Source organism: Psychrobacter sp. UBA2769 (genome assembly GCF_002352555.1).
GTDB lineage: Bacteria > Pseudomonadota > Gammaproteobacteria > Pseudomonadales > Moraxellaceae > Psychrobacter > Psychrobacter maritimus.
On record NZ_DEIR01000018.1, the window covers coordinates 15,719 to 33,738 of the forward strand.

Annotated in this window: 17 protein-coding genes; 5 read left to right on the plus strand and 12 right to left on the minus strand. The window is 42.9% G+C overall.

Going from position 1 to position 18,020, the window contains the following annotated elements:
- Positions 1 to 46 precede the first annotated feature (46 nt).
- The 4 genes from B3Q63_RS08005 to queC all read right to left on the minus strand — a co-directional run bounded on the left by B3Q63_RS08005 (position 47) and on the right by queC (position 3,763).
- On the minus strand, positions 47 to 1,543 hold the full coding sequence (locus B3Q63_RS08005) for a dihydrolipoyl dehydrogenase (protein ID WP_296175568.1): 1,497 nt from the start codon (positions 1,541 to 1,543) through the stop codon (positions 47 to 49).
- Positions 1,544 to 1,619: 76 nt separating this feature from the next.
- Positions 1,620 to 2,117 carry a peroxiredoxin gene (locus B3Q63_RS08010; protein ID WP_296175570.1) on the minus strand — a complete coding sequence of 166 codons (498 nt, stop codon included), beginning with the start codon at positions 2,115 to 2,117 and terminating at the stop codon, positions 1,620 to 1,622.
- Between the two features lie 199 nt (positions 2,118 to 2,316).
- A complete protein-coding gene (locus B3Q63_RS08015) occupies positions 2,317 to 2,646 on the minus strand; it encodes a hypothetical protein (protein WP_183618789.1) in 330 nt (109 codons plus the stop codon).
- A 400-nt stretch (positions 2,647 to 3,046) separates the two neighbouring features.
- Entirely contained in the window at positions 3,047 to 3,763 is a 717-nt protein-coding gene (gene queC / locus B3Q63_RS08020; RefSeq protein WP_296175763.1) for a 7-cyano-7-deazaguanine synthase QueC, read from the minus strand.
- Between the two features lie 649 nt (positions 3,764 to 4,412).
- Between queC and ttcA the strand changes: the two genes are divergently transcribed.
- Positions 4,413 to 5,432 carry a tRNA 2-thiocytidine(32) synthetase TtcA gene (ttcA, locus tag B3Q63_RS08025; protein WP_414706333.1) on the plus strand — a complete coding sequence of 340 codons (1,020 nt, stop codon included), beginning with the start codon at positions 4,413 to 4,415 and terminating at the stop codon, positions 5,430 to 5,432.
- Between the two features lie 282 nt (positions 5,433 to 5,714).
- Here the strand turns inward: ttcA and B3Q63_RS08030 are convergent, their stop codons facing one another.
- The 6 genes from B3Q63_RS08030 to ccoN form a co-directional block, all read right to left on the minus strand.
- On the minus strand, positions 5,715 to 6,296 hold the full coding sequence (locus tag B3Q63_RS08030; RefSeq protein ID WP_201565695.1) for a FixH family protein: 582 nt from the start codon (positions 6,294 to 6,296) through the stop codon (positions 5,715 to 5,717).
- Positions 6,297 to 6,427: 131 nt separating this feature from the next.
- Positions 6,428 to 7,831, minus strand: coding sequence for a cytochrome c oxidase accessory protein CcoG (ccoG, locus tag B3Q63_RS08035; protein WP_201565693.1), 1,404 nt, complete (start codon positions 7,829 to 7,831; stop codon positions 6,428 to 6,430).
- 510 nt (positions 7,832 to 8,341) lie between these two features.
- Positions 8,342 to 9,502, minus strand: a complete 1,161-nt coding sequence (gene ccoP / locus B3Q63_RS08040) for a cytochrome-c oxidase, cbb3-type subunit III (protein ID WP_271133960.1) — start codon at positions 9,500 to 9,502, stop codon at positions 8,342 to 8,344.
- The gene (locus B3Q63_RS08045) at positions 9,499 to 9,681 is read right to left on the minus strand and encodes a cbb3-type cytochrome oxidase subunit 3 (RefSeq protein ID WP_191690612.1); all 183 of its coding nucleotides are present in this window, start codon (positions 9,679 to 9,681) and stop codon (positions 9,499 to 9,501) included. The genes ccoP and B3Q63_RS08045 overlap by 4 nt, the downstream gene beginning before the upstream one ends.
- Positions 9,681 to 10,319 (minus strand): cytochrome-c oxidase, cbb3-type subunit II, encoded by a 639-nt coding sequence (gene ccoO / locus B3Q63_RS08050; RefSeq protein ID WP_183618776.1) that lies wholly within the window; start codon positions 10,317 to 10,319, stop codon positions 9,681 to 9,683. The genes B3Q63_RS08045 and ccoO overlap by 1 nt, the downstream gene beginning before the upstream one ends.
- A 9-nt stretch (positions 10,320 to 10,328) precedes the next feature.
- Entirely contained in the window at positions 10,329 to 11,810 is a 1,482-nt protein-coding gene (gene ccoN, locus B3Q63_RS08055; protein WP_183618774.1) for a cytochrome-c oxidase, cbb3-type subunit I, read from the minus strand.
- A gap of 900 nt (positions 11,811 to 12,710) precedes the next feature.
- On the opposite strand from ccoN, the gene B3Q63_RS08060 reads away from it, so the two are divergent.
- Positions 12,711 to 13,100, plus strand: a complete 390-nt coding sequence (locus B3Q63_RS08060) for an SCP-2 sterol transfer family protein (RefSeq protein WP_201565681.1) — start codon at positions 12,711 to 12,713, stop codon at positions 13,098 to 13,100.
- 107 nt (positions 13,101 to 13,207) lie between these two features.
- Here B3Q63_RS08060 and B3Q63_RS08065 read toward each other — a convergent pair whose 3' ends face one another.
- The gene (locus tag B3Q63_RS08065) at positions 13,208 to 14,188 is read right to left on the minus strand and encodes a hypothetical protein (protein ID WP_296175577.1); all 981 of its coding nucleotides are present in this window, start codon (positions 14,186 to 14,188) and stop codon (positions 13,208 to 13,210) included.
- A gap of 461 nt (positions 14,189 to 14,649) precedes the next feature.
- Between B3Q63_RS08065 and B3Q63_RS08070 the strand changes: the two genes are divergently transcribed.
- The 3 genes from B3Q63_RS08070 (at position 14,650) to B3Q63_RS08080 (ending at position 17,103) form a co-directional block, all read left to right on the plus strand.
- A complete protein-coding gene (locus tag B3Q63_RS08070) occupies positions 14,650 to 15,885 on the plus strand; it encodes a lipoprotein-releasing ABC transporter permease subunit (protein ID WP_201565679.1) in 1,236 nt (411 codons plus the stop codon).
- Positions 15,886 to 15,929: 44 nt separating this feature from the next.
- Positions 15,930 to 16,610, plus strand: coding sequence for a lipoprotein-releasing ABC transporter ATP-binding protein LolD (gene lolD / locus B3Q63_RS08075; protein WP_201565678.1), 681 nt, complete (start codon positions 15,930 to 15,932; stop codon positions 16,608 to 16,610).
- 175 nt (positions 16,611 to 16,785) lie between these two features.
- Complete coding sequence (locus B3Q63_RS08080; protein WP_296175579.1) at positions 16,786 to 17,103, plus strand: hypothetical protein; 318 nt, start codon at positions 16,786 to 16,788, stop codon at positions 17,101 to 17,103.
- 95 nt (positions 17,104 to 17,198) lie between these two features.
- On the opposite strand, the gene B3Q63_RS08085 is transcribed toward B3Q63_RS08080, so the two are convergent.
- On the minus strand, positions 17,199 to 17,774 hold the full coding sequence (locus tag B3Q63_RS08085) for a DUF2062 domain-containing protein (protein WP_227670362.1): 576 nt from the start codon (positions 17,772 to 17,774) through the stop codon (positions 17,199 to 17,201).
- Between the last annotated feature and the right edge of the window lie 246 nt (positions 17,775 to 18,020).

The window sequence follows — 18,020 nt, forward strand, 5'->3', positions numbered from 1 at the left end:
AATTTTATTAAAAGACATTGCCGCTTATCTTGTTAAAAGCAAATACTTAAAAATTGCCTTCTTGGGTATCATGCGATTGATAAGGTATCTTCATCATACGTTGAACATCACGTAATGCAGTACGTAAACCTTCTAATATCGTCGGATGATAAAACGGCGTATCAAGCATGTCTTTGATACTTAAATCGTTGGTAATTGCCATCGCCAATATATGTCCAATATATTCCGCATCAGGGCCGACCATGCTGGCGCCCAAGATTCTATCGGTCTTTTTGCAACCATAAATATGCAATAAACCGCAGTTAACACCCATCACGCGGCTACGTCCTTGATTGTCAAAGCTCACTTTGCCAATCACATGCTCAAGCTCTGAGTCTGCTTGGATTTCAGGTAGCGACATACCGACGTTCACGATTTGTGGCGCGCAAAATACAATAGAAAATGGCGTGGCAGGCGGGCGAATATAAGCGTCTGTCTTATTGTCGCAAACAAGGCTGCCGGCGCTAAATCCTTCATCACTGGCTACATGTAATAAAGGAAGATTGGCATTGGCATCACCAACGATATAGACTTCTAAATCACCGATTTTACCAGTCTTTTTATCAAGCTGCTTTGGGCGGTTTTTATCATCAAGCTCGACGCCTAGATTTTCAACACCAAGCGCATCAATGTTATTGCGGCGACCTGTGGCAACCAGTACGTACTCGCCTTGCCACTGCTGCGTTTGACCGGCGCTATCTTCGTAGTCGATAAAGGCAACCGAGCCTTTATCACCTGCATCTGCTTGAGTACCAACCTCGGTAATGTTGCTACCTAAATGCATGGTTAGTTCGCGATTTAAGCAATCGATGGCTTTATTATTAATGTCATCGTCTTTTAAACTGGCCACGCGTTTGACACGATTAAATAAAGTAACGTCGACGCCTAAACGAGTAAAGGCTTGGGCAAGCTCTAAGCCGATGGCACCTGCACCAACCACCGCCAGTGATTTTGGTAAATCAGTTAGCTCAAAGACAGTGTCAGAGGTAATCATGGTATCGCCAAGCTTGTCCGCCCAGCCTTCTGGGATAAAGGTTGAGCTACCAGTCGCGACAATGATTTTATCCGCTTCGATTAGCTCATTGTTAACCTCAATCAATCCTTGTTCATTGATATAAGCGCGACCTGCTATTTTCGTTTCTGCAGGCCAACTTTCTACTTGCTCCTCAACGTAGCTGGCAAAATGATCACGCTCAGCGCGAACCCGCGCCATGACTTGTTTGCCATCTATTTGCGCGCTGGCATGCACACCAAACTCGCTAGAATGATTGGCCTCATGCGCGCGGTCAGCAGCAGCAATAAGCAGTTTGCTTGGCATACAACCGACCGCAATACAGGTGGTTGTCCAAAATCCATCATTAATAATTATGACGTCGTCTTTTAATTTGCGGGCTTGGCGAAAGGCGTTTTGACCAGCAGTACCAGCGCCAATGACCGCAACCGATACCTTGCGTGTCACTTTTGTATGGCTACTGTCAGCAGTGCTATCAGGCTGTTTATTCATAGTATTCTCAAATCAGGCGAATGTGATATTAGGTGATGGATTTGCACAAAAAACAATGAAAAAGGCTATTAAAAAATCAAGGCGCTAACGTATTCAGTAAACGCTCAGTATAGCCAGCAGCGCGTAAATTACGCTGCGCATGAGTTAGCGTGCCATCTTTATCAAAGACAAAGGCTGAACGTACAAGACCTAAGCTGATTTTGCCATACATGTTTTTTTCTTTAATAACATCAAAGTACTGGCATAATTTCTCATCACTATCACTGATAAGTGCGATATTAAGATGGTGTTTAGCCATGAATTTTTCGTGAGATTCGACGCTATCACGCGAGACACCGATGATATCGTAACCCAATTTATCAAACTCATTGAGCTGAGCGGTAAACTCTGTCGCTTGCGTGGTGCAGCCTGGGGTATTGTCTTTGGGATAAAAATATAAAATTAGGCCTTTATCGGTATGAGCAACCAGCTCTTTTAGGCTGATATCGTCATGAATAAAGTTGCCGTCTAGCTCGCGCACGATGGTGACTGGGAAATCAGGTAGGGCAATAGTCTCGGTGGTCGGCTTGGCCATTATAAAATCCTTATTAGTTTTGGTTATGCATATATTGTCGTTTATACATATATTATAGTGATTGCTCTTATTATAGGCAGATTCATCGCAATTTCATCGCAATAACTACTCAGTTTTACACTTCACTTATTCATTAGCAACAAAAAAGACTGGCAATAACCAGTCTTTTGTATTTTGTAGCAAATATTTTTTACGGGCTTTAAGCAGGTTTTTGTGGCTGCTTTAAATCCAAACCAACTGTGCATTGCTGCAGGTCTTTTTGCATTTTTTTCACGTAAGGTAAGCTTGATGGGTCTTTTTTATCTTGCGCGTAGCTTTCAATTTCCCACATCTGACCGATGGTCATCTCGCTGCGGACACCGATGGTGCATTTACATAATTTGGTCGCAGTATTTTTGTCAGCGACCTTATATTTGACCGCGCCATTGACACAGGTATTGATATTATTTTGCTTGATATCAGCAGCGTTTGCTTGTGGCAATGCAAACAGAGCAGCTAGGGCTAGGGGTAATACGGGCAAAAACTTCATAAACATCCTCTATAGGTCGCGTCAATTTTTCAGATTTTATAGGCAAAAAATCTTGGTCGTTTTATTTGGTTACTGGTCTAAGTATTGATTTTAGCACTGATTTTAATAATGGTTAGGACACTAGTTTTGTCACTTATTTTATAACTTGCATGAGCAAATATATAGGCAATTCTCCATCTATATAGCGCTCATTACATTTAGCTAACTATCAGTACGGTTACCTTGTCATTGATATAGTCGCCCATACCATAGCAATTAAATTGCTTAAAATACAATGCCAGCGTGCTGTGTTAATGCAAGCAAATGTTGCGCAAATATTTAATGAGCTGCGCTATTAAGACAATCATACTCGTACTTTAAGGCAGCCATAAGCCTGTTTTTACAGTATTTATTCAGGCTATTAAGGCTGATAATGGGTAGGGTCAGTAACGCCAGCTTGGGCAAATCCTTGACGGCGCAGCACACAGCTGTCGCAGGCACCGCAAGCCAACCCATCGACATCTGCTTGATAACAAGAAATCGTCTGCCCATAATCGACCCCTAACGATAAACCAAGCTCGATGGTTTTGGCTTTAGATAACTGCTGCAGTGGTGTTTGAATCGATAAATGGTGACCGGTGACGCCAGCTTTGGTGGCAAGATTGGCCATGTGTTCAAAAGCAGCGATATATTCTGGACGGCAATCAGGGTAGCCTGAATAATCGACGGAGCTTACACCAATGACGATATGGTTGGCATCGGTCACTTCAGCGACTGCCAAGGCGTAAGATAAAAATATGGTATTACGCGCAGGTACATAAGTGTTTGGAATAGCGTCGTTATCGATCTCATCACGATTTTTACTGGGGAATTTATCGGTATCGCCATCAGGGACAATCATGCTGTGGTCGGTGAGTGATGAGCCGCCAAGCTGCGCGATATCGATATCAATAATGCGATGATTGACTGCTGCGGTTTCAGCGATGGCTTTGGCTGCAACAAGCTCACTATTATGACGTTGACCATAGTTAAAACTGACCGCTGTCACAGAAGCATAGCGCGCCTTTGCCCAATACAAACAAGTCACGGAATCGAGCCCGCCTGATAGTAGCACCACGGCATTTTGGCTTTTATGCAGCGCCGTCAAGTTAGCGTCGTTTGCTGAATTGGTAGAGGAGGTCTGTGCAGTAACAAGAGTCATAGTGGTATCTATTATTAGTTTGAAAGTATTGGTTCAAAAATATGGATTTACGAAAGCCGTCTATTTTAGCAAAAATAGCCCCATTACAGAACCTTGAAGGTGTTATTAAAAGAGGGCTAAAGCGTGATTAAGTGGTGGCTAAAGGATATTTCAGTCAGTACTGTATTTGTATTATCCATCAAACACTATTAATCAGACATAGGGCAATCAAACAGGCGATTAGGCATAAGTGCTGTTATCAAGTTAAATAACAGTCTTACGCTGTCTTCTTAAGTTGCCTTCTTAAGTTGCCCTGATATTTAGCCTTATCAATTAACGTCATATTTTCAATCTGTTAGCAAAATTTGTTATAATCGCTGCTTTTAAAGCCCGCGTGCTAAAAATATTGCTAACTGCTTTATAGCAAAATCAACCTTGTAAAGATATTGAGTAACTTATGACCGTAGCGACCTTGTTTACGCCAAAAATAACCCCTCAGTTTGATGCTGCGTCTATCGATGCTGATTCTACCGGTACTGGTTGGGATAGCTATGCATTAGATACGGATGTCGCTGACGAATCTGACCAAGCTACTCATGACGATCATATGGCTGAGCAATTATCATCTAATCAGCTGCTATCGACTGAAACGGCACAATTTCGCAAGCTACAAAAAAAGCTACGCCGCCAAGTATCATGGGCGATTCGCGATTTTAATATGATTGAAGATGGCGACGTCATCATGGTTTGTGTGTCAGGCGGCAAAGACAGCTATACACTGCTAGATATCTTATTGTTACTCAAGCGTATTGCCCCGATTAGCTTTGATATCGTCGCGGTCAATCTTGACCAAAAACAGCCCGGTTATCCTGAAGATATTTTGCCCGCTTATCTGAATGAGCAAGGTATCGCGCATTATATTTTAGAAAAAGACACTTATAGTATCGTCAAAAGCGTGGTGCCAGAAGGTAAAACTTATTGCTCGGCTTGTTCACGTCTGCGCCGTGGCTCGCTATACGGCTTTGCCAAACAAATTGGCGCAACCAAAATCGCCCTTGGCCATCATCGCGACGATATGCTGGCGACGTTCTTTTTAAACTTATTTCACGGCGGTGCGCTTAAATCGATGCCGCCTAAACTGCTCAGCGATGATAAGCAAAACTTGCTTATTCGTCCGCTTGCCTACGTTGAAGAAAAAGACATCATTGAATATGCCCGTTTAAAAGAATTTCCGATTATTCCGTGCAATCTATGCGGCAGTCAAACCAATCTACAACGGGCGATTATCAATGACATGCTACGCGAATGGGATGACGCTCATCCGCAGCGCTTAGCGTCTATTTTTAAAGCCATGCAAAACGTCGCACCGTCGCAATTAGCCGATCGTGAATTATTTGATTTTGAGACATTAAGTCTTGAGCGTGATGATAATGAGCGCTTATTTGAAGGCGATAATATCCAAGCAGGGCAGACCGATAGTCTGGCTGAGATTGGATTACCTGTAGCGCCAAAAACTCAAGTCTTTAATCCAAAATTTGCCAATAATCAGAACTTGCAAGCTGAAACTGAGGCGGCAAGGAACAGCCGCATAACGCAGAAAATCCCAACGATTAACCCTGTTATTTAATGAGCTGATGGTTTAAAGCTATAGTCAAAATATCCTAAAAACGCTACGGTATTGCTGATATCAATTTTTTGTAGCCTCTGTCTGCGCAGGCACAGCAAGCAAGAAAAATTGATATCAGCAGCGCGTGATGTATCGATATTACTTTTCACTGACTATATGTTGCTTAAATAATCTTAAGTTAATTTGATAACGTTAAATCCATGAATGTTAGCCCCAAAAAAACCAGCCCTTAATTATTAAGGGCTGGTTTTTTTAACTTTAAGAGTAGCTATTTAAATAACACTAGCTTTCGGCAAACACCGGTAGCGGATTAAAACTTACCTCTGAACGTGGCAATTTTGCCACATCTTGCATACGCCAATCATCCTTACCATCATTACTAACTTGTAAGTAATATTTGGCTTTGACTGGGTCAATATTTACCTGAGCGCTATATTTGTTGCCTTCTTCATGTTTTAACACAACATCACGATCTTTTTTAATATCGGTGGCATGTGAGATAGATAACTCTAAGGTATCAGGATAAGTAACCGGCTCGCCATTTGATAATTTACCAGACTGCAAGCTCTGCTCGGGATAATTTAGATAAAACACGATATCACCATTATCGGCAAACTGCATTTGACCGTGTAAGTCTAAATCATAGGTGAGCTTGTCGCGCGAGACGTCATGATAGAGGGTTTTGCCATCCATATACCAATCGTCACGTACCACACTGTCACGTATTTGGTAAGAATAATAGACAAACCAGATGCAGGCAATAACGACTAACGCTGGCATGCCAATGACAAAAATAACCACCATATAGTTTTTGTACCATGGCTGGCTATCTTGATGCTTAAAGTTGGGGGCTGGACTAGACATAACATACCTATTAATCAGATATTCGTTTATAGCTGTCTGTCAGAGAGTTATAAACGGTATCAACGGATAAAATGATGGCTCAATACTGCCAGATTAATGACGAAATATTCACGCCCTAAGCACGCAAAGACTTATTGTCCTTGCGTGGTAAAGATGTTTTGTTTGCTAACATTATACTGACCATTTTCGCTCTTCACATTTAAAGTAACTGGTGTTTGACCAAACTCAATCACATCAGGGTCACCATAAATACTCACTGGCATATCAAAGCTTTCACCAGCCTCTAACGGCACATCGTTAAAGCGCAGCTCTAAGCTCAAACCGTCTTGTGGCTCAAGGGTTATCTTATAAGTGTGAGGCTCTTGCGTTTTGTTGGTCAATTTAACGATATAGCTGTTCTCAATCATGCCTTGCTGATTCAATGACGACAACTGGTTGCGGTCACGGCGAATATCAATCTCTAGCGGTACGCGATCATTCAAGGCATAAATTACGCCGCCACAAAGCACGGTCAGTAAGGTTAAATAAGCGAAGAAGCGCGGACGGAATACACGGCTTGGCTCTTTTTCGACCAATTGACGCTCTGTTGTATAACGAATCAGCCCGCGTGGGTAGCCAACTTTATCCATCACATCATTACACGCATCGATACAGGCAGCGCATTGGATACAAGCTACTTGCAAGCCATCACGAATATCAATACCTGTCGGGCAGACCTGCACACACATCTGACATTCGATACAGTCACCTAAATCCTCAGGATTGGTGCCTTTTTTGCGCGCGCCGCGAGGCTCACCGCGCTCATAATCGTAAGAAACGATTAACGTATCTTTATCGAACATCACGCTTTGGAAGCGGCCATAAGGACAGATTTGCACACACATCTGCTCACGCATATAGCCTGCATTGACGTAGGTCGAGAAAGCAAAAATAAATATCGATACCCATATCCACGTTGACCAATCAGGGAAGGGGATAAACCCTATCATCTGCCAATTTTGATACAACGCCTCCGTACCCGACACATAACTGACAAAGGTTGTGGCGGTAATCATCGAAAACACAAACCAGATAAAATACACTAAAAAACGCTTAAACGCTTTCTGTGCGCTCATAGGCTCTTTATCGAACTTTATACGCTTGTTACGATCGCCAATGACCAATTTTTCGACATATTGGAACATATGCGTCCAAATGGTCTGGGGACAGGCATAGCCACACCACACCCGTCCGGCGTAGACAGTCACCATAAATAGGGCAAAGGCAGCAATAAGCGCAAAAGCAGCAATAAAGTAAAAATCTTGGGTTAAAAAGGTCATACCAAAAATATAATAATGCTGCGACGGCACATCAAACCAGATTGCTTGCCTACCGTTATAACGTAGCCACGGTAAAATCAGAAATAATGCCAAAAACGCATACATGCTAATGACACGGATGTTTTGATAAAATCCGGTGACAAATCTGGGATGTACACGTTTTTTATTGGCGTTAAGATCGACGACAGGGATTTTATTGGATTGTTGTGCTGACATAAACGTGCCTCTTTAAAAAAAGAATCAGTCTGCTGGCATGATGAACAAATACCCTGAATAACTGGGTATATGAATGTGCGATGTTATCAATGTCAGTAAGTAGCGAGACATACTGAAAGTCAAAATATGCTGACTCGACTACCAAATGAGCGATTGTAAATAATGGGTTTAAATATGCTTAAATGGATGATTCAATAGTGTTTCTCATAGATAGCTATTTTAACATTCTCCCTACTATAAATGGGGCAATAATGCTAGAAAGCAACATTAATCTCATCATTATTGATAGCCAAATGCAGTAAGAGCATCTACTCATGAGAAACAAATCATAAGTAAGGGACAAATGACCAAGCCTGATTATTACTAATGAGATTATTAAGTTTTTTATTAAATTTACTCACTATAACCAACATTTAGCCCTCAGTGAATAACTAAAAAGGGAGAACTGCAATAACAGTCCTCCCTTTTTTAAACTTACTTATTTACGATATAGCGACTGACTAAATATGATTAGTTAGCGGCTGTCGTTTCTGCTGCAGCGGTTGCGGTTGTCGCTGCCTGAGGAGCAGGGGCAGAGACTGTTTTTGCTTTAGCAGGTTGAGCGCTTCTGTCTGATAGAGAGTAAACATAGGCAGCAAGCAACATAATGCGCTCATTACCCAGTTTGGTTTCCCACTCAGGCATTACGCCTGCACGACCATAACGTACCGTTTCGCGAATGGTTTCACGATCGCCGCCATATAGCCAGATTTTATCTGTCAAGTTTGGCGCGCCAGTAGAGGTCATACCTTTTGCGTCTGGACCATGACAAAGTACACAGTTGGTTGGCTCGTTGAAGATTGCCTCACCCTGAGTAACTTTGGCTTTATCCAACTCATAACCTGGTTGATTGCCAGATATTGATAGGACATATTCAGACACGGCACGAACACCGTCTTCACCGATTTGATCACGCCATGCGGTCATACCACCGACGCGGCCGTTATGTAGAGTCGTCAAGATATTTGCCGCCTCACCGCCATATAACCAGTCATTATCGGTAAGATTTGGATAGCCTGCCGCACCTTTGGCGTTAGAGCCATGACAAACTGCACAGTTCTGTAAGAACAAGCGACTACCAACCTTCAATGCATTCGGGTTTTCAGCCAGCTTTTCTACATAAGGTGCCAACTCGGCCACTTTCTCGTCGATTTGAGCCTGTAGTTCTGCTGGTGGCTTCTCACTATGACGCAGGGTTGCTTGCATCTCAGAAAGCGTTGCTAGGGTTTTTGTTGCACCGCTCGCATCGGCCTTGGCCAAAATGTTTTGCTCAAAGTTATCGGTAAATACTTTGTTATTACTTTCAAGTTCGCTGTTCAACTCGTTGTGAGAAGTCCATGGTAAGGTTTTACCATCCACTTCTACGGTTGTAATACCTTCCCACTTTGATGGAAAGATAGCAGGGAAAAATATCCAGTATGCAACGGCCCAAATGATTGAGCCAAAAAATATCACTAGCCACCATTTAGGGAGTGGCTTATCGTATTCCTGAATGCCATCGTAAGTGTGACCAGTGGTACCGTCTTCCTCTACTTCTGGCTTGTACTTCAAAACCATTAGCAAAACACCGAGGATACCCGCCCAACACATAATACTTAGTATGGTGATCCAAGAACTCCAAAAAAATGTCATCGTTTATCCTTATTGCGCTGCTCTTCAGACAAAGATTCGATATCCTCGTCATCAAGCGCAAGTTGTGCATCTTCTTCGAAGCGTTTTTTGTTTTTTGGCGAATACGCCCACCATGCAACGCCTACGAAGGCAATAAAGGCAGAAACGGTCGCAATTGTTTGTAATTCACCAATACCCATTAGCGCTGTCCTTCCATCGCGGTACCTAATTGCTGTAAGTAGGCAACCAAAGCATCAAGCTCAGTGGCACCAAGTACAGCATCGGGTGCGCCTTCGATATCTTCTTCAGTATAAGGCACACCGAAGCGATCGCGGAATAGACGCATTTTGGCTTGAACATTGCTACCATTAACTTCATTGGTTGCAAGCCAAGGGAAACCAGGCATTACTGACTCAGGTACTAAAGAACGTGGCGCAATCAGATGCTGTTTTTGCCAATCTTCAGAATAGCGTCCACCGACACGTGCAAGGTCAGGACCCGTACGTTTTGAACCCCATAAGAATGGATGGTCCCACGTTGATTCAGCAGCACGCGAATAAGGTCCATAACGCTCAACTTCAGCACGTAACGGACGAATCATTTGGGTATGACAGACGTGACAGCCTTCACGAATATAGATGTCACGACCTTCAAACTCAAGTGCAGTCCATGGCTCCATGGCGGGAAGGGGAGCGTTCACCCCACCTTCTTCAGGACCCTTGTTATCATAAATCAGCGGTACGATTTCAACGAGCGTTGCAAAGCTAATGGCAATAACAATACCGATAACCAACAAGCCTGTATTTTTTTCAATAATTTCATGCGGTGTACCAGACATGATCGCTCCTTATACGTTAGCTGCCGAAGGTTTATCAACACTAGGTTCATGATCCGTTGGGTCAGCGATATCTACAGGCTTACCTTCTGGCATTTGCAGTGTTTTATAAACGTTATATGCCATAACAAACATACCCGATACATACAATAGGCCACCAAAAGCACGACCGATATATGGGAAATGTGAGAACTCAACCGTATCAACGAAGCTGTATACCAACGTACCGTCTGGGTTGGTCGCAAGCCACATCATGCCTTGGCCAATACCTGAAATCCACATAGAGACGATATAGAAGATAGTACCTGCTGTTGCCAACCAGAAATGCGTGGTGATTAAGCTGATTGAGTACATTTTTGGTTTGTTATAGATACGTGGTAACAGTACGTATAGCGAACCAATGGTAATCATACCAACCCAGCCAAGCGCACCTGAGTGTACGTGACCTACAGTCCAGTCAGTGTTATGAGATAACGCGTTGACGGTCTTAATAGACATCATTGGACCTTCAAACGTCGACATCGCATAGAACGACAATGCCACAATCATAAAGCGAATGATCGGATCGGTACGTAACTTATCCCAACTACCTGATAGCGTTAGTACACCGTTAATCATACCACCCCAAGATGGTGCAAATAGGATGATTGAGAATACCATTGCTAATGACTGTGTCCAATCTGGAAGCGCTGAATAATGCAAATGGTGACCACCAGCCCACATGTATGATGCAATCAATGCCCAAAAGTGAACGATAGACAAACGGTAAGAATAAATAGGACGACCAATCTGTACTGGAACGAAGTAATACATCATCCCAAGGAAAGCGGCCGTTAAGTAGAAACCTACCGCATTATGCCCGTACCACCACTGCACCATCGCATCAGTTGCACCGCCAAATAACGAATAAGATTTAAACGCACTAACAGGGATAGCCATACTGTTTACGATATGCAGTAGAGCAATCGTAATAATAAAAGCGCCAAAGAACCAGTTAGCCACATAAATATGTGAGGTTTTGCGTTTGATTAGCGTACCGAAGAAAACGATGGCATAAGATATCCATACCAAGGCAATCAAAATATCGATTGGCCACTCAAGCTCAGCGTATTCTTTGGTCGACGTCAGACCTAAAGGAAGCGTGATAACTGCCGATACGATAACTGCTTGCCAACCCCAAAAGGTAAACCAAGCCAAGTAAGGTGCAAATAGTCTCGTCTTACAGGTACGCTGTACCACATAATAAGAGGTTGCGAACAGGGCAGAGCCACCGAATGCAAAGATAACCGCGTTGGTATGGAGCGGTCTTAGGCGACTAAATGTCAACCATGGAATGTCAAAGTTGAGTGCTGGCCATGCTAACTGTGAAGCAATGAACACACCAATACTCATGCCGACGATGCCCCATATCACGGCCATTATCGTAAAGAATCTTACGACAGTGATTTCATATTCACGGTCAACTGGGGCGACTGCTGTGTTTTGTAAACTCATTGGATGATTCCTTTACAGCCCGAATTATCAACAGAATTAACTAACTCTCCGCGGCAGCTGTCTTATAAAAATTTATAAGCAGACAATGATTGCGGTACATGCTATTTTTTGACTACTCTTATCAGTCTTGCCATTATTAACTATCAACTTCGCTAGTTATCAGCTATCGCTGATGAGTAGAGGACGGCGATAAAAACGCACTGCGCTCACAGCTAGTCGATAGTAGGATTGTTAATAAACGGTCAGATTTGATAAGAAAACGTGCCTTCCTTGAGCATCAAACATCGATTGAGGCTGAGTATGTATCTTAATTATTACTGATAAAAACAGTATGAACGAAGATAGATACTGATATTCAACTGGCGCTAAAAAGCTTATGCACCATCAATGTATGCTAGCGGCGGCTGACAAAAAAACATGTTTAGGTAATGTTTAGTTAAAACTCCCGACTCTGTTTAAGGGTATTGTAACGCAAACCTAATCAAATATCATCAGAACTATGCGCCAAAATACAAACTCTTTGGTAAAAATATGCGCCAACAACTTAATATTGCAGCATTATGCTCCCATTTTATACCCAATTTCCCTACTATTCTAGGGGTGAAAAAACATAGTGCTAACGAAGCAAAACGCAAACTTATCAGAAAAATTTGTAACCATGACGACATTGAACCTTTAACAGGCTATAAATAAGTTTTACTTATTATCAAGTCGCATCTTATAATGGCGCTGAACAGTATTGCTGACAGGACGTTTTTATACCTCTGTCAACAATTATTTTAATCATTGAAATAGCGGTCAGTCTTATGCCTTTAACGGCACAAGCTGTCCATACATAAGCTTTTTATACATGAATTTTTTATAAATGAGCTTTTTATAATAGGTATTAAGGATAATAATATGGCAGTTTTTTTGACAGACGAATGGTTTGAGCAAGTTGAGCAAATGGGTCAAGAAGCCGGTGAACTAAATCTACCACCAGCATTGGCCAATATGATTGTAAACCTAAAAGTATCTGATACTGAGCAAGATATCGAAGCCAGTTTCGCGAATGGTTTATTACATCGCGGCTTAAATGACGCAGCGACGACGACTTTATTGCTTGATCGCAGCATCTTGCAATCTATCATCACTGATTTTGATACCAATGAAATCATGGGCGCCTTTATGGGTGGTAAAATCCGTGTTGAAGGCGATATGTCACAATTGATGGCAGTACAAACGGCGCGTCCAAGTGCTGAGCAAAAAGAGCTGTACAGTAATATCAAATCAATGACTACCATGGCCTAATGGTCTGTTTTTCATTTTTATATGAATAACATTTAGCATAAAAAAAGCCCTTAATTCATATTAAGGGCTTTTTTATAGAAAAGCTTACCAGTAATTTAATTGCTGAATTAACTGGCTTGTGATTGTTGCGTGTTTGCTTGCGATTTTTGATTTTCTTTATAAATCGCTGCTTGTAACCAGATATTCGCTTGTACATAGTCATGAACTTGGATAGCAGCAGTGGTTGAAGTTTTAGGCGCACCAATACGGATTACAAATGGGTCAGCATCTTGCTCACGCAGTACCACCACATCAAATAAGATGATGGGCTTACCATTAAACAGCGTTTCTTGCTTACCAAGCACCTGACCTTGACACCAAGCTTCGTCTTCTTGCCCTAAGGTATCACCAAACAGGTAAGCACACATATGACCGAGATTAATCTCAACCGGTGCCATTTGTTCTTTGGTCTCTGGCTGCCACGCTTTGATTTGCTCTTGTAAATCATCAGGCATTTTTCCATCGTTGGCGGCGACAATGTCGTTAAAAGCGCGATGGTAGCGAATGGCTTCTTGGTCTTCGACCATAATCACTTCGTCTTGTTCGCTCAGCTTAATCTCATGCGCCCAAGCACTGAAATTCACATAGTACGCCATATCCTGCTGATATAAATGACGGTTAGCGGTATAAAGCTGGTCAAAAGCATAGATGATGCTGCCATCAGCGGTGCGTAAGCGTAATACCGCATCATGGGTATTGTCATTGACAATCATACGTTCAATTTTACACGTCAGCCCATAAGGGCTATCGACACAAGGGTAGGCGTTAATAAAGCATTCAGGCTTGCCATCTTTCATCGCCAGCACTTGATTGATATGACAAGGCTGGTCTTCAGATAGCAGCAAACAGCTGTCTTTGGCACTGACATTGCTGTTGAGCCCTTTCGGCATGGCCGCTTTTTCAATCATCTTTTGCAGCCATTCTGGCACGTCTTGACTCATGTCATCGGTCAAAATGCGCCAATGATCGGCATGACCGGCAGACTGCTCGTCAGATAGAGTGATTTTGGTGGGGGATTGGATATTTTTATATTGATAATTAATGGTCATGAATATACTCAAACTTAAGTCAGCCATGAGGTTTGGGTCTAAAACTGTGATTGCTGACCATTATCCAATATGTGAGCGGATTGGTTTATGATAACCAGCAATGTCGTCAGTAAAGAGGCAACAAACAACAATGAGGGGTTAATGACAATTGTCCTTAGCATACAATATATAGGTATAGACGCAGCTAATAGCAAGCCCCTCATGAAAAATAATGTTAAAAGTTGAGTTTTTATTAAAAAATACTGGCAGTTTGCGCTAATGACTGGCACATATAAGTCAAATTGTGTCAAACTAGCTCCCTTTTGACAGCGGCATTTTGCTGGTCATAACCCCTGTTTTTGTGTTCGATTGATATGTTTTTGCGGCAACTGTCTTAGTCAATGTAATGCTACTAGGCGGTTGTTGCATCTGGTTTTATAACATAAATAAAGTCGCACGTGGATAAGATAAAGAGTTTGAATATGTTTCGTCCTTTAGCGTTATTTATCGGCTTACGGTACACCCGAGCAGAGCGTAGTAATGGTTTTATCTCCTTTATATCGCTGATTTCAATGATTGGTCTGACGCTTGGCGTGGCGGTATTGATTACCGTGCTATCGGTCATGAATGGTTTTGATCGGGAGCTAAAGACTCGTATTTTGGGTATGGTGCCACAAGCGACGGTTATCTCAACCGAGATTATCGGTGATTGGAAACAGGTGGCAGATAAGATCAAAGAAGATCCCGAAGTCGCTGCCGTTGCGCCTTTTATCCAGCTGCAAGGTATGCTGACCTCTAACGGTCAAGTGGCTGGAATTATGGTCACTGGCGTCGATCCTGAGTACGAGAAAAACGTCTCTATCATCAACGAGCATATGGTAGAAGGCAGTATTGATACCTTACAAAACGGTGAGTTCAGTATTGTGCTTGGCGAAGAGATGGTGCAATCCTTGGGGCTGCGCTTAGGCGATAAAGTGACGTTGGTGTTGCCAGAAGCGTCGCCATCACCAGCGGGTGTGATACCGCGCTTTAAGCGTTTTACGTTGACGGGTATCTTTACCATCAGCCCTGAAGTAGATAGCCTGATGGCGTTTATTCCGATGGGTGACGCGGCAAAATTACTGCGTCTACCAGAGGGCGCGCAGGGCATTCGTATGAAGCTTGACGATATCTTTAACGCACCGATGGCCGCCCAACGAGCTGCTGCCATTGCCCCTGAGCAGTTATATCCTAGCGATTGGACCCAAACGCACGGCAATCTGTTTGGTGCGATTCAAATGGAAAAAGCCATGGTTGGCTTGCTGTTATTCTTAATTATTTTAGTTGCCGCTTTTAATATCGTCTCAAGTCTGGTCATGCTAGTGACCGACAAAAAAGCCGATATTGCCATTCTAAAAACCTTTGGTGCTTCACCGCGTCTGATTACCCATGTCTTTATGGTACAGGGTGTGGTCATTGGCTTTATCGGTACGATTGCAGGCACGATACTCGGCGTTATCTTTGCCCTTACCGTCAGTGATATTTTGGGCTTTATTAATAATAGCTTTGGCTTGAATTTATTTGATGCTTACTTTGTAAACTATCTGCCATCGCAGCTGCGTTTGACCGATGTGGTACTGATTACCAGCGCGTCATTTGTATTGAGCTTTTTGGCGACCATTTATCCAGCCCGCCGAGCGGCTAAAATCCAGCCCGCGCAAACGCTACGTTACGAGTAATCTATAGGCGTTAATGCCATGATAAATAAAATAAAGGAAGCGCTATGTCTGCGATTTTAAAAGCGACCAATATTAATAAAATTTACGATGAAGGGGCGGTGAGTACCCAAGTATTGACGGGCTTAGATTTGACCGTCAATGCTGGTGAGCGCATTGCGATTGTCGGTACCAGTGGCTCAGGAAAAAGCACCTTGTTGCATTTGCTCGGCGGACTTGATACGCCAACCAGTGGTGAAGTCTGGCTACATGGTCAGCTGTTAAATACCATGAATGAAACTGAGCGCGGCGCGATGCGTAACAAGCACTTAGGGTTTATTTATCAGTTTCATCATCTATTGGCGGAATTTACTGCGGTTGAAAACGTCGCTATGCCGCTACTGATGCGCCCAAAAATGTCGACCACAGAAGCGCGCCAACAAGCGATAGATATTTTAAACAGTGTTGGTCTTGAGCACCGTTTGGCGCACCGGCCAGGTGAGCTATCAGGCGGTGAGCGTCAACGTGTGGCGATTGCCCGCGCACTGGTGACTAAGCCATCGCTTGTCTTGGCCGATGAGCCGACCGGTAACTTGGATTACGACAATGCCCAAAGTGTGTTTGGGCTGTTATCCGAGCTGCAAAGTACGATGCAAACGGCGCTGTTGATGGTAACGCATGACCGTAGTTTGGCTGCGCTTGCTGACCGTCAGCTACTCTTGCGTAATGGTCATTGGGAAGATTACTAAGCCTTTAATCTTTCGTTATAAACAATGTTATAAACAATATTCTTAACCGTTTCTTCTAAAAGTTACATGATTGCTGTTACTAAGCAGTAGCATGATAGGGTTAGAATTTTTATAAAAATAAGATAACAAATAGGCTGTATAGGGCAGCCTTATTCATTAAGTAAGGATGGATAGTATGAATAAAGACGATGACCCGATTGAAGCGTTTGGCAGTATCGAAGAAGGTAATGAGCCATTGAAACCTTATATGGATCCAACGTTGTTCGACACCATTGATAAACAAGCGCAAATAGAGTTGCTGACGCCAGTTTTTGACTCGATTACTTTAGCGGGTGTCGATTACGACTTAAAAGCGCAGGATAGTGCGACGGGCAAGCGCTATACGCTGCTTAAAGACGATAAGGTGATAGATGTCTTTGTGATGGATACCAATCTTACCGATAATATTCTCAATGCTATCGAAAAACATAAAGAGCAAGAAGGCGAATTATAACGCCGCCTAAAAGTTGGGCAATGATTTTTATAAAATGCTGCTATTCTTATAGTACGACTGGTGCTGAATGAATAGTTATATAGGAGTAATAGCTATTAGTGCTTAGGCGTTTCGTCAGAGGAGTTCTGCTGACGTTTTTGCCAGCTGGTGACAGTCTTATAGCGCCAGATGGCTTTAAACGCCAAACCGCATACGATGCTGCTAACGATGGCTAAAATCGTGAGTCCTAAACAGAACGCCGTCAGAGATACTGTGCCTTTATAAGTAATAAAGGGGTTAGCGCCATCTGACAATGCCCATAAGCTAAAATCAGCAATCATCCTGCCGATAAGCCGCAAACTAATCATCGGTACGTCAAGGATTTTGGCACCGACATAGTAGCCAGCATAAAACACCGGTAAGCTGGTTACTGGATTGGTAATCCAAGTCAGACCGAGCGCCATCGGTACATTGGCTCGAAAAATGAGCGCACCGATTAATGCCAGTAACATTTGTCCTGGGAGCGGAAAAAACGCGCTAAGCACACCGATATAAACCGCTTTATTTAGACTATGGCGATTAAAATGCCACAAACGCGGGTCAGCAAGCTGCGGCGCAAACAGTTTTAATGTGCGACTGGCTAGGATTTTTTCAGGGGTAGGAAGTAGGTCTTTCAGACGTTTGTTTGGCACAGAATCGCCTTTACTCGTTATCTACAGCCCGCTCAATCATACTGATGGGCTGGTATGCAGTGATATTATTAATAAAAAATACAGGTAAGGATGTTATCAGAAAAGCAGGAAGATAATGTTGGATAATCACTATCGCAATATTTCTGCTCAGTATAGGGTAATAGCAGGATAAATGCCATCGCTTGACGGTTCGGTCTAACATTAAGGCTATCGTCAATCATCATTTATCATACAGCCTATACTTAT